Below are 20,122 nucleotides of genomic sequence, written 5' to 3'. Positions count from 1 at the left end.
GGCCGGCGGAAGGACGGCGGCGCGGCGGCCCCCGCGCGGCGGGCCACCTTCCTGCCGGGCCTGCTGCGCGGGCTGCCGATGCTGCCCTCGCTGGTGCTGCTGCTGGTCTTCCTGGCCGGCCCGATCGGGTACTGCGTCTACTACGCCTTCACCGACATGCAGCTGACCGGAGCCGTCGGCACTCACTTCGTCGGATTCCGGAACTTCACCCGCGCCTTCGGCGACTCCGACTTCCTCAACGCGGTCGAGTTGACCCTGCTGTTCGTGGTCGGTTCGGCGGTGATCGGGCAGAACACCGTGGGCCTGGCGCTGGCGGTGCTCATGGAGAAGGCGTCCAAGCCGGTCCGCTCGATCACCAGCGGGGTGGTCATCGCGGCGTGGGTGCTGCCGGAGGTGGTGGCCGGCTACCTGATGTACGCGTTCTTCTACCAGCGGGGCTCGCTCAACGCGATCCTGCACTTCCTGCACCTGCCGCAGCAGGACTGGCTGTACACGCTGCCGATCCTCGCGGTGTGCCTCGCCAACGTCTGGCGCGGGACGGCCTTCTCGATGCTCGTGTTCTCCGCCGCGCTCGGCGACGTGCCGCAGGAGCTGGTGGAGGCCGCCGAGATGGACGGCGCCGGGCCGTGGCAGCGGCTGTGGCGGGTGACGCTGCCGCTGATCCGCAGGTCGATCCTGACCAACCTGATGCTGATCACCCTGCAGACGCTGTCCGTCTTCGGGCTGATCTACACGATGACCCAGGGCGGTCCGGGCAGGAAGAGCGAGACGCTGCCGATCTTCATGTACCAGGAGGCGTTCAACGACAGCCTGATCGGCTACGGAACGGCCGTCGCTCTGGTGCTGCTGGTCGTGGGCGCGCTGTTCTCCGTGGTCTACATCCGGCTGCTGAACGTGGAGGAGGACTGATGGCCGTCACCGAGAGCCCGCGGCTGGAGCGGCCCCGGCCGCTTCCGTCGGCCTCGCGGCCGGGCTGGTCGCGGCGCGGGCGGGCCCGTGCGGCGCGGACCGGCGTCAACACGCTGCTGCTGCTCTTCTCCGTGCTCTACCTGGTGCCGCTGGCGTGGATGCTGCTCGCCTCGGTCAACGCGCACGCCGACTTCACGCTCTCCGTGCCGCACCCGACCACCGAGAACTTCCGCCACGCGCTCAACTACGACACCACCTACCGGCCGATGCTCAACGGCCTGCTGCTGTGCGGGGGCGGCACCCTGCTGTGCGTGGTCTGCGCGATCCTGGCCGCGTACCCGCTGTCGCGGTTCCGCTCGCGGCTGCGGCGGCCGTTCCTCTACACGATCCTCTTCTCCACCGGCCTGCCGATCACCGCGGTGATGATCCCGGTCTACAGCATGTTCGTCCAGGTCGACCTGATCGACTCGATGCCCGCGGCGACGCTCTTCCTGGCCGCCTCGGCGCTGCCGTTCGGGATCTGGCTGATGAAGAACTTCATGGACGGCGTTCCGGTGGTGCTGGAGGAGGCGGCCCGGATCGACGGCGCCAACACCATGCAGGTGCTGTGGCGGATCGTCCTGCCGCTGATGTGGCCGGGCGTGACCGTGGTGACGATCTTCACCTTCATCAGCATGTGGGGGAACTTCTTCGTGCCGTTCATCCTGCTGCTGTCGCCGGAGAAGCTGCCGGCGTCGGTGAGCGTGTTCACCTTCCTCAGCGCGCACGGCGAGACCCAGTACGGGCAGCTGTCGGCGTTCTCGATCCTGTACTCGCTCCCCGTGGTGATGCTCTACCTGCTGCTGGCCCGCCGGCTGGGCCGCGGCTTCGCCCTGGGCGGCGCGCTCAAGGGCTGACCCCGGGGACGCCTTCACGGCGTCCCCGCGCCGTCCGCCGGCAACCCGATCACCCGGCCCCGTCATCAGCCTCGGCCTCGTCCTCGGCCGAGCACGGCGGCCGGTGTCCCGGCACACCCAACGAGAGTTCAACGAGAGGGAGGCCACCTTCCATGCACAGCGATCCGGCAAGCACACAGGAACGGCTCGAACGCGTCCTGGACCAGCGGCTGCGTCCCGCGGTGCACGCCCGCGCGGTGCCGCTCACCGTCGAGGTCTGGCACGTGGCCGGCGAACCCGTGCCGGTGGAGACCGGGCTGGCCGCGGCCTACGAGCCGGCGCGGGTCGGCGACCGGTGGGGGCCGGCGTGGACCACCAGCTGGTTCCGGCTCACCGGGCGGGTGCCGCGGGAGTGGGCGGGCCTGCCGGTGGAGGCGGTGGTGGACCTCGGGTTCAGCACCATCGAGCCCGGGTTCTCCGCGGAGGGCCTGGCGTACCGGCCCGACGGCACCGCGGTGAAGGCGCTCAACCCGCGCAACACCCACCTCCCGGTCGCCGCCTCGGCCCACGGCGGCGAGGAGGTGGTCTTCTACGTCGAGGCCGCGGCGAACCCGCTGGTGATGCGCACCGGCCCGGAGCAGCACACCTTCGCGGTGACCGCCGCGGGCGACCGGGCGGGCTGGCTCCCGGACGGCGCCGGCGACGGGAGGACGCGGGGAACGGGCAGGACGACGGCGCCGTACCGGCCGGCGATCCGCTGTACCGGCTGCGGCGGCTGGACCTCGCGGTGTTCGACGCGGAGGTCTTCGAGCTCGTCCAGGACCTCGACGTGCTCGGCGAGCTGGTGCGGGAGCTTCCCGAGCAGTCCACCCGGCGCTGGCAGATCCTGCGCGCGGTCGAGGACGCCCTGGACCTGGTGGACCTCCAGGACATCAGCGGCACCGCGGCCGGGGCCCGCAAGGCCCTCGCGCCGGCCCTGGCCGCGCCGGCCTCCGCCGGGGCGCACCGGATCTCCGCGATCGGCCACGCGCACATCGACTCCGCCTGGCTGTGGCCGCTGCGCGAGACGGTGCGCAAGGTCGCCCGCACCGTCTCCAACGTCACGGAGCTGATGGACACGCACCCCGGCTTCCGCTTCGTGATGAGCCAGGCGCAGCAGTTGGCGTGGCTCAAGGAGCACCGCCCCGACGTGTACGCGCGGGCCCAGGAGAAGGCGCGGACCGGGCAGTTCGTGCCGACCGGCAGCCTGTGGGTGGAGCCGGACACCAACATCACCGGCGGCGAGTCGCTGGTGCGGCAGTTCGTCCACGGCAAGCGGTTCTACCTCGACGAGTTCGGGGTCGAGACCGAGGACATGTGGCTGCCGGACACCTTCGGCTACAACGCGGCGCTGCCGCAGCTGATGAAACTCGCCCGGGTGCGCTGGTTCATGACCCAGAAGATCTCCTGGAACACCACGAACTCCTTCCCGCACCACTCGTTCTGGTGGGAGGGCGTGGACGGCACCCGGATCTTCAGCCACTTCCCGCCGGTCGACACCTACAACAGCGCGCTGACCGGCGCCGAGGTGGCGCACGCCGAGCGGAACTTCCGGGACAAGGCGCACACCCACCGCTCCCTGGTGCCGTTCGGCTACGGGGACGGCGGCGGCGGCCCGACCCGGGAGATGCTGGCCCGGGCGGAGCGGCTGGCCAGCCTGGAGGGCTCGCCGCGGGTGGACATCGAGGGGCCGGCGGAGTTCTTCCCGAAGGCGCTGGCGGACTACCCGCAGGCGCCGGTCTGGGTGGGCGAGCTGTACCTGGAGTTCCACCGCGGCACCCTGACCAGCCAGCACCTCACCAAGCAGGGCAACCGGCGCAACGAACACCTGCTGGTCGAGGCCGAGTTGTGGTCGGCGACGGCGGCGCTGCGGGCCGGGGCGGCGTACCCGTACGAGGCGCTGGACCGGCTGTGGAAGACGGTGCTGCTGCACCAGTTCCACGACATCCTGCCGGGTACGTCGATCGCGTGGGTGCACCGGGAGGCGGAGCAGACCCACGCCGAGGTGACGCGGGAGCTGCTGGAGCTGGTGGGCGACGCGCAGCGGTCGCTGGCCGGTGCCGGAGCCGACGGCGGCACCCGGGCGGGCGCCGAAGCCGGGACCCGGCTGGTGTTCAACGCGGCACCGCACGCCAGGGACGGCGTCCCGGCGTTCGGCGCGGTGCTCCGGGCCGGGGCCGAAGGGGCCGGGACGGTGGTTCCGGAGCCGGTGGACGGCGGCTTCGTACTGGACAACGGCGTGGTGCGGTTCACCGTGGACCGCCGGGGGCTGCTGGTCTCGGCGTACGACATCGGCGCCGGGCGGGAGGCGCTGGCGCCGGGCACGGCGGGGAACCTGCTCCAGCTCCACCAGGACTTCCCCAACCGCTGGGACGCCTGGGACCTCGACGCCTTCTACCGCCACACCGTGCGCGACCTGGACGCCGCCGACTCCGTGGCCGCGGTCGAGACCGAGGACGGGCACGGCGTCCGCGTGGTGCGCACCTTCGGCGCCTCCCGGGTGGAGCAGGTCCTGTCGCTGCGCGAGGGGCGGCGGCAGGTGGACATCGACACGGTGATCGACTGGCACGAGCGGGAGAAGCTGCTGAAGGCGGCGTTCCCGCTGGACGTGCGGGCCGCCCACTCCTCCGCGGAGATCCCGTTCGGCTACGTCGAGCGGCCCACGCACGCCAACACCAGCTGGGACGCGGCGAAGTTCGAGGTGTGCGCGCACCGCTTCCTCCACCTCGGCGAGCCCGGCTGGGGTGCGGCGCTGGTCAACGACTCCAGCTACGGCCACGACATCACCCGCCACATCCGCCCCGACGGCGGCACCACGACGACGGCGCGGGTGTCCCTGCTGCGCGCGGCCCGCTTCCCCGACCCCCAGCAGGACCAGGGCCGGCACCGGCTGCGGTACGGGCTGGTGGTGGGGGCGCGGATCGGCGACGCCGTCCGCGAGGGCTACCGGATGAACCTGCCGGAGCGCTCGGTGGCCGGCTCGGCTCCGGTGGAGCCGCTGGTCGCCGTCGACCAGGAGGGTGTGGTGGTCTCCGCGGTGAAGCTCGCCGACGACCGCACGGGCGACGTGGTCGTCCGGCTGTACGAGGCACACGGCCGCCGGACCCGCGCCACGCTCAGCGCGTCCTTCCCGTTCGCCTCGGCCACCGTGACCGACCTTCTGGAGCGCCCGTGGACCGACGCCGAGGACCAGGACGGCGCCGCGGTCGACACCGGTGACGGCGGGGTGGCCCTGACCCTGCGGCCGTTCCAGATCCTCACCCTGCGGCTGTCCCCGGCGGGGCGGTAGCGCGGGGTGCCCCCGGGGCGGGCGGCCGACGCGCCGCCGGCCCCGGGGAGCACACCGTGGCCGTCACCGCTCCGGGCGGCACGCGCGTGTCCACCGGCGCGGATTCGTGCGGCGGGCAGGGCGATCAGTAGGGTGCTGAGCCACGGTCGCACCCCCTGGATCGACGTGCCGTCGACGGCCCCGGCGGGTTCCTCCGCGGGTCCTCGGCTCCGCAGGCACGGTGGCGCGCCACCGCGGCGCCTCCTCACCCGGTCCCGGACGTTCGGCCACGGGGGGCGGTCTTCACGGCCGGGCGGTCGGGCCCCGGTCGACGGCCCAGGAGGAAGAGTGGCACAGATCATCGCCGAGGTCTCACGGACGTTCAACGAGTTCCTGCTCCTGCCGAACCGCACCCGCGCCGGCTGCACGCCGGCCGCCGTCGATCTCCGCACTCCGCTGGTACGCCACCGCGTCGGCGAGACCCCGGCGATCGAACTCACCTCCCCGTTCACCTCGGCGATCATGCAGGCCGTCAGCACACCCGCGCTCGCGATCGCCCTGGCGCGCGCCGGCGGGCTGAGCTTCCTGCACCACAACCAGCCGATCGAGGACCAGGCCGCGGCCGTACGCGAGGTGAAGAACTTCAAGGCCGGGTTCGTCGTCAGCGACACCAACGTCGCCCCCGACGACAGCCTGCGCCACCTGGTGGACGTGATGCGCCGCACCGGCCACAGCACCGCGGCGGTCACCCACGACGGGACCGGCACCGGCCGCCTGCTCGGCCTGGTGACCTCGCGGGACTTCCATCCCCAGCGCCACGGACTGGACGAGCCGGTCAGCGGCCGGATGACCCCCGTCGAGGCGCTGCCGCGCGCCGGGGCCGACACCACGCTCTCCGAGGCCAACGCGCGGTTGTGGGACCAGCGGCTGGACTGCCTGCCCGTGGTGGATGCCGACGGCCGCCTGCGGTACCTGGTCTTCCGGTCCGACTACGCCGACAACAAGCGCTTCCCGGACCAGCTCGTGGACTCCGCCAAGCGCCTGCGCGTGGGCGCCGGCGTCAACACCCACGACTACCGCGAGCGCGTTCCCGCACTGGTGGAGGCCGGGGCCGACGTCCTGTGCTTCGACTCCTCCGACGGATACAGCGACTGGCAGGCCCAGGCCCTGGCCTGGGTGAAGAAGCACCACCCGGAGGTTCCGGCCGGCGGCGGGAACGTCGTCGACGGTGCGGCCTTCACCTTCCTGGCCGAGGCCGGGGCGGACTTCGTCAAGGTCGGTGTGGGCGGCGGCTCCATCTGCATCACCCGCGACCAGAAGGGCATCGGACGAGGCCAGGCCAGCGCCGTGCTGGACGTCGCCGCGGCCCGGGACGCCTTCACCGAGCGCACCGGCTCCCGCGTGCCGATCTGCTCCGACGGCGGCCTGGTCCACGACTACCACGTCGCCCTGGCGCTGGCGATGGGCGCCGACTTCGTCATGATGGGACGCTACTTCGCCCGCTTCGACCAGGCGGCCGGGGCCAAACTCCCCACCCGCGACGGCTTCGTGAAGGAGTACTGGGGCGAGGGCTCCAACCGGGCCCGCAACTGGCAGCGCTACGGGCAGGGCGGGCAGGGGCTGGTCTTCGAGGAAGGGGTCGACGGCTACGTCCCCTACGCCGGAGACCTCAGCGAGGGCCTCGCCACGACCATGGCCAAGCTGAGGAACACCATGGTCTCCTGCGGCTCCGCCACGCTGCCCGAGTTCCAGGCCACGGCCCGGCTCACCCTGGTCTCGGACCAGAGCTTCCAGGAGAGCCACGCCAACGTCACCTTGCGGGACAGCCCGACCACGGCGTCCTGACCGCCTCCCCTGCGCCGAACGGCAGGGACCGGGCCCCGGCGCCCGGTCCCGGTCGGCCCGCGCGTGTCCTTCGACGCTGGGCCCATCGGGTGAGACAGAGCGGTGCAAGGGTGCCGTTGACGGGAGCTACGGGACGATTCCGGTCAGAGTATGGCGAACTGAACTCGGCCGGCTCCGCACACCTGCTCGGCCACCCCCGATGGGAGTTTCCCGTGCGCATGAACAGACTGACCGCGTGCGTGTCCGCCGCGCTGGCCGCGGGCACGTCCGTGCTCTGCCTGGCGCCCTCGGCGCAGGCCGCCACCCAGCGCGTGACCGCGGCCGACCTCGGCCCCGGCCGCGCCTGGATCCGGCTCCAGGACGACCCCGCCTCCACCCGGCCGCCCGGCGTCGAGGAAGTGTCGCCGTTCGCCGACCCGGTCAACTGGAACGGCAGCCTGCACCTGGCCATCGGGCCCGGGCAGCAGTCGCAGGCCGCGCACTACTACAGCGCGGCCGTGCAGCTGAGCACCGTCCTGGAGTCCGAGATCTCGTACGACTCGTACGTGGACAGCGCCCACTCCACCGTGACGGACACCGGGCCCAACCTCCAGCTGCCGATGTTCTGCGACGGCGCCTTCACCACGTTGAGCTTCCAGCCCCAGCTCGCGGTGGACGCCCAGGGCCGGCAGGGCGTCGTTCCGGACGTGTGGCAGCACTGGGTGTCGGGCCCGTCCGGTGTCTGGCGGACCTCGCGCGCGGTCGGCGGTGTGGCCGCGGGCGGCGACGCGCCGCTGAGCGACTTCGCGGCCGCGTGCCAGGGCGACCAGAGCGGTGTGATCGGCCTGATCGGCAACGTCGGCAGCCTCGGCGACACGACCGCCTCGCTGGACACCTACGTGGACAACCTGACGGTGGACGGCACCACGTACGACTTCGCCGTGGACGGAACGGCGACCGCGCGGGTGAGCCTGCGCGAGGAGTCCGCGGGCGCGGACGGGACCCGCTTCGACGGCACGGCCGTCTTCCACAGCCCTGCCGACGGGCCGGACTTCCTCGACCCCGGCGCCCGGCTGACGATCGACGCCGGCGGCGCCGACCCGGCCGACGTCCACGTGACCATCGACGGCACCCCGGTCGAGGCCATCGAGCAGGACGGCCGCCTGGTCGCCGAGCTGCCGAACGCCCTGGCCGACCGCCTGCCTCCCGGCGGGACCCTGACCGTGGCGTTCACCGTCACCCTCCCCGCCGGTTCCGGGGACGGAGACGGCGACGGTGACGGAGGCGGCAGCGGCGGGGGCTACGGCTCCGGCGGTCACGGCTCCAGCCACGGAGGCTACGGCTCCGGCTACGGCCACGGAGGTTACGGCGGGGGCGGCGGCGGGGGTGGTGGCGGCGGCGGCGGCGAGCACGGCACCCTGACCGTCACCGCCGAGCTCCTCGCCCGCGGCTTCCAACCGCTCCAGCCCACCGGAGTCACCGGCAGCGCGTCGATCGACTACTGACGTCCACTGACCGGCCACAGGTCGGCCACAGGTCGGCCGCCGTCGCCCCGTACTCCGCCGCCCCGGTCCGCTCGACGGCCGGGGCGGCGGTCCACCCGGGGCTACCGCTCCGTCGGGAGCCGGTACACGGAGACGTGCGAGGGCGACTCGGCGGTGAACTCGCCGCCGGACCAGTCCGCGTGCCTGCTCTCCAGCTCGAATCCGGCCAGCCTGGCCATGAGGTCGAGCTCGGCCGGCCAGACGTAGCGGTGGGGGCTGCGGAACAGCCGCACCGGCTCGGTGTCGTCGGACTCGTCGAAGTGGAAGTGGTGCGACACCACGTGCTGGCTCAGGACGTCGTAGGTGTCCAGGCCGATGTAGCCGGGTTCGGACTGCCAGACGGTGGCCTTCCGGCCCTGGGGGAGCGTGCGCAGCTCGGGTACCCACAGCTCGATCACGAACCGGCCACCGGGCGCGAGGTGGCGGGCGGCGTTGCGGAAGCACTGGACCTGCTCGTCCTGGGTGAGCAGGTTGGAGATCGTGTTGTAGACGAGGTACACGAGGGTGTACGTCCCCGGTGCCCGGGTGGTCGCCATGTCGCCGATGAGCACGGGGATCGTCGCCTCGTCCACCTTGGCGCGCAGGCGCTCCACCATCGGGAGCGACAGCTCGACACCGGTGACGCGGACGCCGCGTTCGGCCAGCGGGACGGCCACCCGGCCGGTCCCGATGGCGAACTCGAGTGCGCTCCCCTCCCCCGCGAGCCGGGCGAGCCGGTCCACGGTCGGCCCCAGGACCTCGGGCGCGAACTGGCCGGTACCGGGTGTGTCGTAGCTCTGGGCGACGTCGGCGTTCCAGATCTGCTCCTGCTGCATGCCGTCCACGCTGACCCCCGGCCCGGACGTTGTCCAACGGTTTGCGGGGGCCGGGTCAGGTCAGGTCGGGCCCTATCAGGTCAGATCGGGCCCGGCCGGGTCCGCTTGCGGCCGGTGGGCGGGTGGAACCGTCCATGGTTGGCGGGCGGCGGCGGACACGCCGTGGGCGGGAGGGACGTGGAGCGGGCGGGTTCGTAGCGGAGTCGGACCCGGTTCCGGAGCCCGGAGCGGCGCCAGGCCCTCCCCGACGTCTGCCGACGTCGGGGAGGGCCTGGCGTCCGTGGGGCCGCCCGCCCGCCGCGCCCGCTCCCCGTACGGACCCGGCGGGGGAGCACCGGGATCGATGGGAGCGGCGAGGCGGCCGGCCGGCGGTCGGGGTCAGCGGCGGTGGGTACGGATGAACTCGGCGTACCAGCGGGCACTGGCCTTCGGAGTGCGGGCCTGCGTCTCGTAGTCCACGCGCACGGCGCCGAACCGCTTCTCGTAGCCGTAGGCCCACTCGAAGTTGTCCATCAGCGACCACAGGTAATAGCCGCGGACGTCCGCGCCGGCCGCGATGGAGTCGCTGACCGCCCCGAGGTGCCCGCGGACGTAGGCGATCCGCTCCGGGTCGTCGACGACACCGTCCGCGTCGACGGTGTCCTCGTAGGCCGCGCCGTTCTCCGAGACGATCAGCGGGACGCCGAACTCCTTGTACAGGCCGGTCAGGCTGTCGTACAGGCCGGACGGGTCCACCGGCCAGTCCATCGCGGTGACCTCGCCCGGCGCCTGGTGGAAGGCGACCCCTTCGGCGCCCGGCCACGGCGAGTGCGCGCCCTTGCCGTGCAGTTCGTGGCGGTCGACGGGGTGGTTGTTGGAGACCGCGGAGACCAGCGTGGGGTTGTAGTAGTTGAGGCCCAGCAGGTCGATCGGGCGGGAGATCTCGGCCAGGTCCCCGTCGTGGACCAGGGCGTCCCAGTCGACGATGTGGCCGGTGTCCGCCAGCAGGTCCTGGGGGTAGGCGCCCTTGAAGATCGGTCCGGTGAAGACGCGGTTGCCGACGGCCTCGATCCGGCGCGCGGCGTCCAGGTCGTCCGGGTGGTCGGTGAGGGCGCGCACCGCGTGCAGGTTGAGCGAGACCGCCAGCTTGGCGTCGGACGGCAGGACCGAGCGCATGGCGCCGACCGCCAGGCCGTGGCCGAGGTTGAGGTGGTGGGCGGCCTTCAGCGCGTCGGCGTCGTCGGTACGGCCGGGGGCGTGCACGCCCGAGCCGTAGCCGAGGTAGGCGCTGCACCACGGCTCGTTGAGGGTGATCCAGGTGGAGACGCGGTCCCCGAGCGCCTCCGCGGCGCCGGCGGCGTACTCGGCGAAGCGGTAGGCGGTGTCGCGGTTCGGCCAGCCGCCCGCGTCCTCCAGCTCCTGCGGCAGGTCCCAGTGGTACAGCGTGACGGCCGGGGTGATGCCGTGCTCCAGCAGCTCGTCGACCAGCGCCCGGTAGAAGTCCAGGCCGGTCTGGTTCAGCGGGCCGCTGCCGCCGGGCTGGACGCGCGGCCAGGACAGCGAGAAGCGGTAGCCGGTCAGGCCGAGGTCCGCCATCAGCCGCACGTCGTCGCGGAACCGGCTGTAGTGGTCGACGGCGACGTCGCCGGTGTCGCCGTTGGCGACCTTGCCCGGAGTGTGGCTGAAGGTGTCCCAGATCGACGGGGTGCGCCCGCCGACGTCGACCGAGCCCTCGATCTGGTAGGCCGCGGTCGAGGCGCCGAACGCGAACCCCGCGGGGAACGCTCCGCCCGGCGCGTCGGACACCGCGGTCACCCCTGTTCCGACAGCCTCGGAAGGGCCTGACACATCAGCAGCATCAGCGATACTCATACGGGAGCGCTCCCAAACAGCAGACAGCAACGGCAAACTCGAACAGCAGGTACAACGACGGGCAGTGCTCGGCGGAAACCAGGGGTGTGCCCGCGGGAGCACGCCCATGGGGCCGCATCGGCGGGGGCCGGTGCGGCGATGAATGGGAGCGCTCCCACAAGTGAGCATCTCCAAACCACTACTCCAAGTCAAGACCGGTGGTCGTCAGCCCCTCGGCCGACGGGTGCGCGGTAGGGGCCCGGAAGCCCGGCGGACACCGTTCGCGCGGGCGCGCCGACGGCGCTCGGTGACCGCTCGCGGGCAGGCCCGACGCATCCCGCCTCCGGGGCTGCCGTTCACCTCGGGCCGGTCCGGCCCCCGGGCGATTCCGTACGACGGAGGCGGGGGGACCCGTCAGGCGCGGGCGGGATCACCGTCGCCCTGCGGGTGGCCTTGGCCCTGGGTTTCGTCCCGGCTCTGGGGGGCGTTGGGCGGACCGGTGAGGACGTCGGTGAGGGCCACGACGAGGGCGAGCGCCGCCAGCCCGGTCGCGGTGAGGACGCCGAGTTCGAAGCCGCCCGCCCAGTCGCTGTTGCCCGTGCCGACCTTGGTGAAGAAGACGGAGCCGACCGCGGCGATTCCGGCGGCCGACCCGATGCGCTGCGCGGTCTGGAGCACCCCGCCCGCGCTACCGGCGCGGACCACCGGCACCTCGCTCAGCGTCAGCGTCTGGTTCGGGGAGATCACCAGACCGCTGCCGAGCCCGGCGAACAGCAGCGGCGCGGCCGTCAGGAACCCGATGGAGCGGGTGCTGTCCAGGTGGACGGCCAGCGCCGCGCCGAGCAGGCCGATGATCACCATGCACAGCCCCGCGACGACCAGCGGACGGCCGATCCGGATGACCACCCGGCCGCCGACCGCCGCGGCGGCCCCCGAGCCCACCGCGAACGGCATGATCGACAGCCCCGCCTCCAGGGCGGTGTAGCCCATCCCGTTCTGCAGGTAGAGCGTCAGGATGAAGAAGACCGCGGTGAAGCCGGCGAAGTACAGCAGTGACAGCAGCGTGCCCAGCCCGTAGGACCGCTGCCGGAACAGCGTGAGGTCCACCAGCGGGTCGTGCCGGGTCCGGTAGTGGCGCTCCCACGCGACGAAACCGGCCAGGATCAGCAGCGCCAGCGGGATCAGCAGCCACTTCTCGGGGCCGTGCCACTGGGCCTCCTGGACGAACGGCAGCAGCAGGACGACCGTGCCGGCCCCCAGCAGCAGCACGCCCAGCGGGTCGAGGTCGCTGCGCCGGGGCCGGTCGCCCTCGCGGTGGGGCGGGCCGGGCAGCAGCCGGTGGGCCAGCGGCAGCGTCGCCAGTCCGATCGGCAGGTTGACGTAGAAGACCCAGCGCCAGCCCTCGTGGGTGCCGAACGCCTGGATCAGCAGCCCGCCGAGGAGCGGGCCGACGGCGGTGGACACGCCCACGGTGGCGCCGAGCATCCCGAAGGCGCGGCCGCGCTCGGCGCCGCGGAACATCTGCTGGATGAACCCGGACACCTGCGGCACCAGCACGCCGCCCGCCATGCCCTGGACCAGCCGGGCGCCGACCAGCCACCCCTCGTTCTGGGCCGCCCCGGCCAGGGCGCTGGCGGCGGTGAACAGCAGCAGCCCGGTCATGAAGACCGTCCGCCGGCCGCGGACGTCACCGAGCCGCCCGGAGGGCACCAGGACCAGGCCGAACGTCAGCGCGTAGCCGGAGAGCACCCACTGCAGGCCGCTCTGCGAGGCGCCGAGACCCGTGCGGATGGAGGGCAGCGCGACATTGACGATGCTCACGTCCAGCAGCGTCATGAAGCTCGCGATCAGGCACACCGCCAGGGCCGGCCACCGGCGGTCGGGGCCCTGCCCCTCCTGTGCGGCGGGGGAGTGTGCGGTCTGCGCTGAGCCCACGGCTGCGGTCCTTCCGTTGGGCGGTTTCGGGTGGTTCGGGCTGATCAGGCGGGTGGAGACGGTCGCGGCCGGACGGGGGTGCTCGGGGCGGGCACCTGTTCCGGGCCCGGCCGTGCCGGGGCACGGCGGCCGGACGGCGGGTGCCGGGCGGCGGCCGCCCCCGTTTCGGTGGTGCGCCGGCCGGCGGTCGCCGTGACGCGGCTCGGACGCGTGCGTGCCGGACCGGGCCCGGTCATGCGTACCACCTGGCCGCGCCGTCCCGTGGTACGACCGGCCGGGTGGTACGCCGAACAGGCGAACGGCGGGGCAGACGTTTGACGGCCGTTCAGCCGGTGCGGAGGTTCATGTCGTTGTGCGAGCCCGGCGGGCGGGCCCGGAGTGTCGAGGAGGGGGGCGATGGCAGGGGCCGGCTGCCGGGGTCCTCACGGAGCCCGGTGCGGGGGTCGGGTGGACGGGGACCGGGTGGACGGGGCCAGGTGGACGGGGCCGGGGACCGGGGACGGTCTTGCCCGAGGCGGCGGCACCGGACAGCACGGACGCGGCGGGCACGGCGGGAGCGGCTGGAGCGGCGGGGGCTGGGCGGCAGGCGGCAGGCGGCAGGCGGCAGGCGGCAGGCGGCCGCACGGGTTCCCGGCCGCGCGGGTTCCCGGCCACGCGGTCCGTGTCGCCCGGCGAGGCGCCGGCGGAACGGTCGTGCCGTCAGACCGCGGCCGGGCGCACGTGTCCCGTGGAACGGCGGTGGCCGCCGCCGGCCGGCGCGGGGTGCGCGGCCGGCGGGATCGGGCGTCCTTCGGCGTGCCCGGAGCACCGTCCCGGTCCTTGGGGCGGACGGGCCGGCGGCGCGCCGCATCCGATCAGGCCGCCGTTCGGGACCGGCCCCGCGTCAGCTCGCCAGCTGGGTCGCGATGTCCGCGAGGTGCCTGCCCTGGTACTCGGCCGCGGCAAGGGTCGCCTGGTCCGGGCCCTCGCCGCCGCCGCTCGGCCAGCTGGTGCCGTAAGGGTTGCCGCCGGCGGCGAACAGCAGCGGGTCGGTGTAGCCGGGCGGGACGATGATGCAGCCCCAGTGGTAGAAGACGTTGTTCATCGACAGCAGCGTCGACTCCTGACCGCCGTGCCGGTTCATCGCCGAGGTGAAGCTGGTGACGGGCTTGTTGTGGAAGACGCCCGCCTGCCACTGGCCACCGGCCGAGTCGATGAACTGCTTCAGCTGGGCGGAGGTGTTGCCGAAGCGGGTCGGGGTGCCGAACGCGTAGGCGCTGGCCCACTCCAGGTCCTCCAGCGTGGCCTCCTCGACGGAGTTCTTCGTCGCGTCGACGTGGGCGCGCCATGCGGGGTTGGAGTCGATCGCCGTGTCGGGCGCCAGTTCCGCGGCTCGGCGCAGGCGCACTTCGGCACCCCGGCTCTGGGCGCCCTTGGCGACTGCCTGTGCCAGCTGGTGGACGTTTCCGGTGGCGCTGTAGTAGATGACGGCAACTCGGACTGCCATGGTGCGCTGACTCCCGCCGTTCGACGTTGATGGGCGCACCTACTGTCGCCGCGCCAGCCGGGCACGGGCGGGCGACCGTCCGAGGCCGCCGTCCGCGTTCACCCGGACGGACGGACGGAGCCGCCACCTGTGGCGACGCGGGGATGATCCGGGACGGGGACGGCCGCGCGTAGCCGCCGCGGGGCGGGGGCCGATGGCGGCCCCGCGGCGCCGAGCCGCGCACCGTGCACGGCCGGCGCGGGACGCACGCACGGCCAGGTCGGGCAGGTCGCCGATCCCGTGGCCGTCGCCGTCGGAGTCGGCGGAGTAAGCGGAGTCGGCGGAGTCGGCGGAGCTCCGCGGGTCGTTCGGGTGGAGAGGACGGCGTCCGGCAGCAGGTCGGGGACGTGGCGGGGTGCGGCCATGGCGGCGGGCGCCTCTCTCGCGTCCCGGCAGGGCCGCAGTGGTCGCGCGCACGCGCCGGGGTCCGGTGTCACGGGGCGTCGCCGTCCGACGGGCGCGGCGGGGCGCCCGCGTCGGGCCCAGGGGGTCCGGCGGGGGGTCGGCGGACACGGGCCGTCGGGTGGGGAACGGGGGGTGGCGGCGGCACGGGGAGGGACGGGGCGGAAGCGGACCCGTGCGCCGGAGGCCCGACGCCCGACTCCCAGCGGAAGGCGTCGGCCTGGGCGGGTGTCGTTGATGGCGCCGGCTCAGGGGCGGCTGGCACTGGTCGGGGTGGCGGGCACCGCGGTGGCGGGCGCGTCGTAGTGGACGACGAGCGCGGCGATGTCGTCGTCGAGCGCGCCGCCGCTGTAGACCAGGAGTCGCTCGTGCAGCAGCTCCAGCAGCTTCCGGTCGGAGACGCCGTCCTGGCGGTCCACCCACTGCTCCAGTGGGAAGAACACCCCGGCGGCGTCGCGGGTCTCGGTGACGCCGTCGGTGTAGAGCAGGAGCCGGTCGCCGAGGACGAACGGCACGGTGTCCACGGTGTACTCCCCGCCGATGAGCGCGGCCATGTTCAGCGGCGGCGACGCGGCGGCCGGCTCCAGCGCCACCACGCCGTCCCGGCGCATCAGCAGCGGCGGGGGGTGGCCGCAGTTCACCAGGTCCAGGCCGCCGACGCCCGGGCGGATCTGGGCCAGGACGGCGGTGGCAAACCCCTCCCCCGCGTCCGGCAGGGCGGAGGGGGCCATGGTGGCGGTGTAGCGGACCATGCTGGTGTCGAGGCGGCGGGCGAGACGGGTCAGGTCGGGTTCGTCGTAGGCGGCCTCGCGGAAGCAGTTGGTGACGGCGCTGGCCACACCCACCGCGGACAGCCCCTTGCCGCGCACGTCCCCGATGAGGACCCGTACCCCGTGCGGGGTGTTGACGGCCTCGTAGAAGTCGCCGCCGATCCGCGCCTCCTCGGCCGCCGCGAGGTAGAGCGTCTCGATGCCGACCGGGCCCAGGCGCGGCGGCACCGGCCGCAGCACCACCGCCTGGGCGGCCTCCGCGACGGATCTCACCTGGGAGAGGGTGTGCTCGCGGTGCAGCCGGACGTGGGCGGCGTACCCCGCCGCGGCGGTGACGGCGGCGAGCGCCGCCGCGGCGAAGGCGGTGGCGGTGGCGGGCATGTGGAAGGCCAACTGGACGCAGACCACGGCGGCGAGGGTGGCCAGGCCGAGCAGCACGGTGGCGGCGACCGACCACATCGACGCGGCCAGTGCCGGGGCGGCGGCGAGCAGCCGGCTGATGGCGAACTGGCGTGGCGTGGCGAGCGCCAGGGCGCCGATCAGGCAGGCCAGCAGCACCGGCGACCAGTTCACGAGGCCGCGCCGGCGATCGGGGGGGCCTGAGCGGCGCCGTCGCTGATTAGTCGTCACGAAGATGAGGGTATAGCCACGTTCGACCGTCTTGTCGGCGTGCTGTGGATATCGTCACACGCAGGTGTGCGAGGAGCGCTGTGGGCGGGTGAACTCCCAGGTCAGGAGGGGCGCGAGGCGCTGTCCGGCCCGGCCCCGGCGGGGTCGCGCGGGGTACCGTCCACGCCGAGGGGGCCGTGTCCCCCGCGCTCGACGGGGCCGGGCTGGGGCACCCCGCCGCACGGCGGTGGGCGGGGTGCCGCCGACGGGGGCGGTGGGGCCGCCTGCGATGCTGGCGGCGCGGCGGCACCGGACGTGCCGCCGCGCCGGGTGTGCTGGTCGGATGCGGAGGACGGTGGGCGGTGCGGGCCGTGTGGTTCGGGGAGTTCGGAGTGCTGCCGGAGGTGCGCGAGGTGCCGGACCCGGCGCCGCCGCCGGGCGGCGCGGTGGTGCGGGTGGCGGCCACCGGGCTGTGCCGCAGCGACTGGCACGGCTGGATGGGCCACGACGACGGGATCGCGTTGCCGCACGTTCCGGGCCACGAGTTCGCCGGCGAGGTCGTGGCGGTGGGCGCGGACGTCCGGCGGTGGCGGGGCGGGGAGCGGGTGACGGCGCCCTTCGTGTGCGCCTGCGGCGACTGCCCGGCCTGCGCCCGCGGCGACCAGCAGGTGTGTGAACGGCAGGAGCAGCCGGGCTTCACCCACTGGGGATCGTTCGCCGAGTACGTGGTCGTGCACCGGGCGGACGTGAACCTCGTCGCGCTGCCCGAGGAGCTGCCGTACTCCGTGGCGGCGGCGCTGGGCTGCCGGTTCGCCACCGCCTACCGGGCGGTGGCGGCGCGGGGCAGGGCCCGGCCGGGCGAGTGGGTGGCCGTGCACGGCTGCGGCGGTGTCGGGCTCTCGGCGGTGGCCGTCGCGGCGTCCTGCGGGGCGCGGGTGGTGGCCGTCGACCCGTCGCCCGGCGCGCTGCGGCTGGCCGGGACGCTGGGCGCCGCGGTGTGCCTGGCGCCGGGCGGCTCGGCGCCGGAGACGGCGGAGGCGGTGCGGGCGGCGACCTCCGGGGGCGCGCACCTGTCGCTGGACGCGCTCGGCTCGGCGGCGACGTGCGCGGCCTCGGTGCTCGGGCTGCGGGCCCGGGGACGGCACGTGCAGGTGGGGCTGCTGGCCGAGGGCGCGGTGGAGGTCCCGATGGGACGGGTGCTGGCGCTGGAGCTCGAACTCCTGGGCAGCCACGGCATGGCGGCGCACGCCTACCCCGAGATGCTGCGGCAGGTGGCCGCCGGCTCGCTCCGGCCCGATCTGCTGCTCGGCGGCTCCATCACCCTGGACGAGGCGCCGCGGGCGCTGGCCGCGCTGAGCCAGGGCTCGCCGACGGGCATCACGGTGATCACCCCGGGCTGATCCGCCGCGTTCCGGGCCTCGTCCGCCCAGGCCCGGACCGCCTGGGCGATGGGCCGGGGCGGAGAAGCCGATCGTCGAGGACGGGCGTGGACCGACGGCCCTGTTCTCCGCCGGTCTCCGTTCCCGCACCGTGCGCACCGGCGGGTGCGGCCGATCCGACCGGACGGGCGGAGGCCGTCCGGTCGCTGCCGGCTCTTCCTCGGCATGGGCACACCGATACCGGTGGCGGGTGGCTCAGCGGCCGGGGCCCTGGATCTGTGCGGCGGCGCGGCGCAACTCGTCAAGGACCGTTCGGACGGCCTTTCGGGCGGTGCGCTCCGGCCGGTGGAGGACGTCGATGTCGCGTCGAGCGTGCACTCCGCCGAGCGGCCTGAGGACGACGTCGGGGTGTGGTCGGGCGGTCCAACGGGGCATCAGCGCGAGGCCGCCGCCGGCGGCGACGGCCTCGGCGACCACAGCGAACTCGTTGATGCGGTGGACGATTTCGAGTCGGCGGTTGGCGACGCTCGCGATGGCCTCGATGGTGGACATCAGCGGGAAGCCGTCGTGCACCGTGATCCACGGCTGGTCCGCCACGTCCCGCGGTGTGAGCTGCGGCTTGGACGCCAGCTCATGGCCGGCCGGCAGGGCCACGTCGAGGGGCTCGCGCAGCAGCGTCGTGGCCGTCACGCTGCGCGGCCACGGCGGAGCGTGGTCGAGGCGGTGGGCGAGCACGAGATCGTAAGTCCGGGTGAGCGCCGGGAAGCGGTCCTGGGCGACGTCCTCGTCCGCGAGCGCCAGGCGGGGTCGGCCGGGAACGACTCGGCCGCGCAGCAGCAACGGGAAGAACGCGGACGCCGCGCTGTGGAACGCGGCCACGGACACGTCGCCGTCGGGTTGCTCGGCGAAGTCGGTGATCGTGTGCCGGGCCTGGGCCAGGGCGGTCTCGACCTTGACGGCCGCCGCGGCCAGGGCCTGCCCGGCGTCGGTCAGTACCACGCGGCGTCCGGCGCGTTCGGTGAGGGGGACGGGGATCGCGCGCTGCAGCAGCCGCAGTTGCTGGGAGATCGCGGACGGCGTCACGTGCAGTGCCTCGGCGACCGCGGTGACGCTGCCCAGGTCTCCCAGTTCGCGCAGGATGCGCAGCTGCCGTTCGTCCACCCCTGACAGTGTAGGGCTGCTACACCTCAGGTTGAGAGGTTGGTTGTGGTCTTCACGGTAGTGGTGGGGCAGCGTGGGCGCATGCATGTTGCCCGCCGCACCGACGCGGTACTTCTCCTGGTCGCACTGGTCTGGGGTTCCAGCTACCTCGCGGCCAAGACGGCCACCGAAGCGCTCCCGGTCCTGGTGGTCCTGTTCGCCCGGTATGCGATCTCCGCGCTCGCGTGCGGAGCCCTGCTCGCTTCCCGCAGGCGGCGGCGCCGCTGGGCCCGCGCGGAGGTCCGGGTCGGCTCGCTGCTGGGAGTCACCCAGGCGGCCGTGCTCGTCGTGGAGACCTACGGGGTGGCGCACACCAGCGCCGCGAACGCCGGGCTGATCATCAGTCTGACCATCGTGCTGACACCGCTTCTGGACCGCACCGGCAGCCGCCGGCTGCCGTGGACGTTCTTCCTGGCCGCCGGGCTCTGCGTCGTGGCCGTCGGCCTGCTCGCTTCCAGCACCGGGCTGCACGCACCACGGCTGGGAGACGTGCTGGTGCTCGCCGCCGCGGTCGTCCGGGCCGGGCATGTCGCTCTCGTCGGACGGCTCACCGCGGGCCGCCCCATGGACCCGCTGCACCTGACGACCGCACAGACCCTCGTCGGCTCGGCGCTGTTCCTGCCGCTCGCCGTCACCCGCCTGCCCGGCCTGGTCCACCGCGGTGCCGCCACCTGGGCCGAGCTGATCTATCTCGCCCTGTTCTGCAGCGTGTTCGCCTTCCTCGCCCAGACCTGGGCCGTGCAGGGCACTTCAGCCAGCCGGGCCAGCCTGCTGCTGGGCACCGAACCGATCTGGGCCGTCGCCGTCGGGATCAGCGTCGGCGGCGAACGGCTCACCCTCTGGGCCGCTCTCGGCGCCGTGCTCATGATCGCCGGAACCTCCTGGGGCCAGACCGTCGAACGCACCCACCGGACGGCACCGCGGACTCCGTCAGCGTCCGGCGCGGACACCGCTCCCCAGGGCGTCGACACGGGAGCCGGCCTGGGAGCGGACCCCGCCGAACACACCCTTCCCGCCCGAGGGTAGGCACCGGCCGGGCGGCGCGGGGAGGACGTCGGAGGCTTGCGGCCGAGCTCCTGCCAGGTCGGGTTCCGCCCCGCCGGAGCCGTGGGAACGGGCTCCGGCCGGGCGGACAGAACGACCCGGACAACCCGAAGGCAGCCCAGCGGGACGCCGGTCAGCGGAGAGCTGAGACCGC

Annotated in this window: 12 protein-coding genes and 1 pseudogene; 7 read left to right on the top strand and 6 right to left on the bottom strand. The window is 73.9% G+C overall.

The genetic code is table 11. From position 1 onward, the window contains the following. Window positions 1-78 precede the first annotated feature (78 nt). The 5 genes and pseudogenes from BS72_RS11950 to BS72_RS39185 all read left to right on the top strand — a co-directional run bounded on the left by BS72_RS11950 (window position 79) and on the right by BS72_RS39185 (window position 8,420). Complete coding sequence (locus BS72_RS11950) at window positions 79-909, top strand: carbohydrate ABC transporter permease (RefSeq protein ID WP_107498764.1); 831 nt, start codon at window positions 79-81, stop codon at window positions 907-909. Continuing rightward, complete coding sequence (locus tag BS72_RS11945; RefSeq protein ID WP_078901251.1) at window positions 909-1,805, top strand: carbohydrate ABC transporter permease; 897 nt, start codon at window positions 909-911, stop codon at window positions 1,803-1,805. Before BS72_RS11950 ends, BS72_RS11945 begins: the two co-directional genes overlap by 1 nt. Before the next feature lie 152 nt (window positions 1,806-1,957). Then, window positions 1,958-5,112, top strand: a pseudogene (locus BS72_RS11940) (alpha-mannosidase). Window positions 5,113-5,439: 327 nt separating this feature from the next. Then, window positions 5,440-6,936 carry an IMP dehydrogenase gene (locus BS72_RS11935; RefSeq protein ID WP_037909251.1) on the top strand — a complete coding sequence of 499 codons (1,497 nt, stop codon included), beginning with the start codon at window positions 5,440-5,442 and terminating at the stop codon, window positions 6,934-6,936. A 218-nt stretch (window positions 6,937-7,154) separates the two neighbouring features. After that, window positions 7,155-8,420, top strand: coding sequence for a hypothetical protein (locus tag BS72_RS39185; protein ID WP_037909249.1), 1,266 nt, complete (start codon window positions 7,155-7,157; stop codon window positions 8,418-8,420). 101 nt (window positions 8,421-8,521) lie between these two features. Here BS72_RS39185 and BS72_RS11925 read toward each other — a convergent pair whose 3' ends face one another. From BS72_RS11925 to BS72_RS11905, 5 genes are all read right to left on the bottom strand, one after another. Next, entirely contained in the window at window positions 8,522-9,274 is a 753-nt protein-coding gene (locus BS72_RS11925; RefSeq protein WP_037909247.1) for a class I SAM-dependent methyltransferase, read from the bottom strand. A gap of 378 nt (window positions 9,275-9,652) precedes the next feature. Continuing rightward, complete coding sequence (locus tag BS72_RS11920) at window positions 9,653-11,125, bottom strand: GH1 family beta-glucosidase (RefSeq protein ID WP_078901250.1); 1,473 nt, start codon at window positions 11,123-11,125, stop codon at window positions 9,653-9,655. Between the two features lie 393 nt (window positions 11,126-11,518). After that, window positions 11,519-13,039 carry an MFS transporter gene (locus BS72_RS11915; protein WP_051950959.1) on the bottom strand — a complete coding sequence of 507 codons (1,521 nt, stop codon included), beginning with the start codon at window positions 13,037-13,039 and terminating at the stop codon, window positions 11,519-11,521. Window positions 13,040-13,922: 883 nt separating this feature from the next. Further along, entirely contained in the window at window positions 13,923-14,525 is a 603-nt protein-coding gene (gene wrbA / locus BS72_RS11910; protein ID WP_037909241.1) for an NAD(P)H:quinone oxidoreductase, read from the bottom strand. 689 nt (window positions 14,526-15,214) lie between these two features. Next, window positions 15,215-16,366 carry a PP2C family protein-serine/threonine phosphatase gene (locus tag BS72_RS11905; protein WP_232792342.1) on the bottom strand — a complete coding sequence of 384 codons (1,152 nt, stop codon included), beginning with the start codon at window positions 16,364-16,366 and terminating at the stop codon, window positions 15,215-15,217. Window positions 16,367-16,707: 341 nt separating this feature from the next. On the opposite strand from BS72_RS11905, the gene BS72_RS11900 reads away from it, so the two are divergent. Then, window positions 16,708-17,745, top strand: coding sequence for an alcohol dehydrogenase catalytic domain-containing protein (locus tag BS72_RS11900; protein WP_037909239.1), 1,038 nt, complete (start codon window positions 16,708-16,710; stop codon window positions 17,743-17,745). Between the two features lie 234 nt (window positions 17,746-17,979). Here the strand turns inward: BS72_RS11900 and BS72_RS11895 are convergent, their stop codons facing one another. Then, on the bottom strand, window positions 17,980-18,885 hold the full coding sequence (locus BS72_RS11895) for a LysR family transcriptional regulator (protein ID WP_037909237.1): 906 nt from the start codon (window positions 18,883-18,885) through the stop codon (window positions 17,980-17,982). 81 nt (window positions 18,886-18,966) lie between these two features. On the opposite strand from BS72_RS11895, the gene BS72_RS11890 reads away from it, so the two are divergent. Further along, window positions 18,967-19,950 carry a DMT family transporter gene (locus BS72_RS11890; protein ID WP_078901248.1) on the top strand — a complete coding sequence of 328 codons (984 nt, stop codon included), beginning with the start codon at window positions 18,967-18,969 and terminating at the stop codon, window positions 19,948-19,950. Window positions 19,951-20,122: the final 172 nt, after the last annotated feature.

Origin of the sequence: Actinacidiphila yeochonensis CN732 (assembly GCF_000745345.1) — a bacterium.
In the GTDB taxonomy this organism is placed as follows: domain Bacteria; phylum Actinomycetota; class Actinomycetes; order Streptomycetales; family Streptomycetaceae; genus Actinacidiphila; species Actinacidiphila yeochonensis.
Note: the sequence above shows the minus strand (reverse complement) of the source record. Positions and strands in the feature narration are given on the sequence as shown.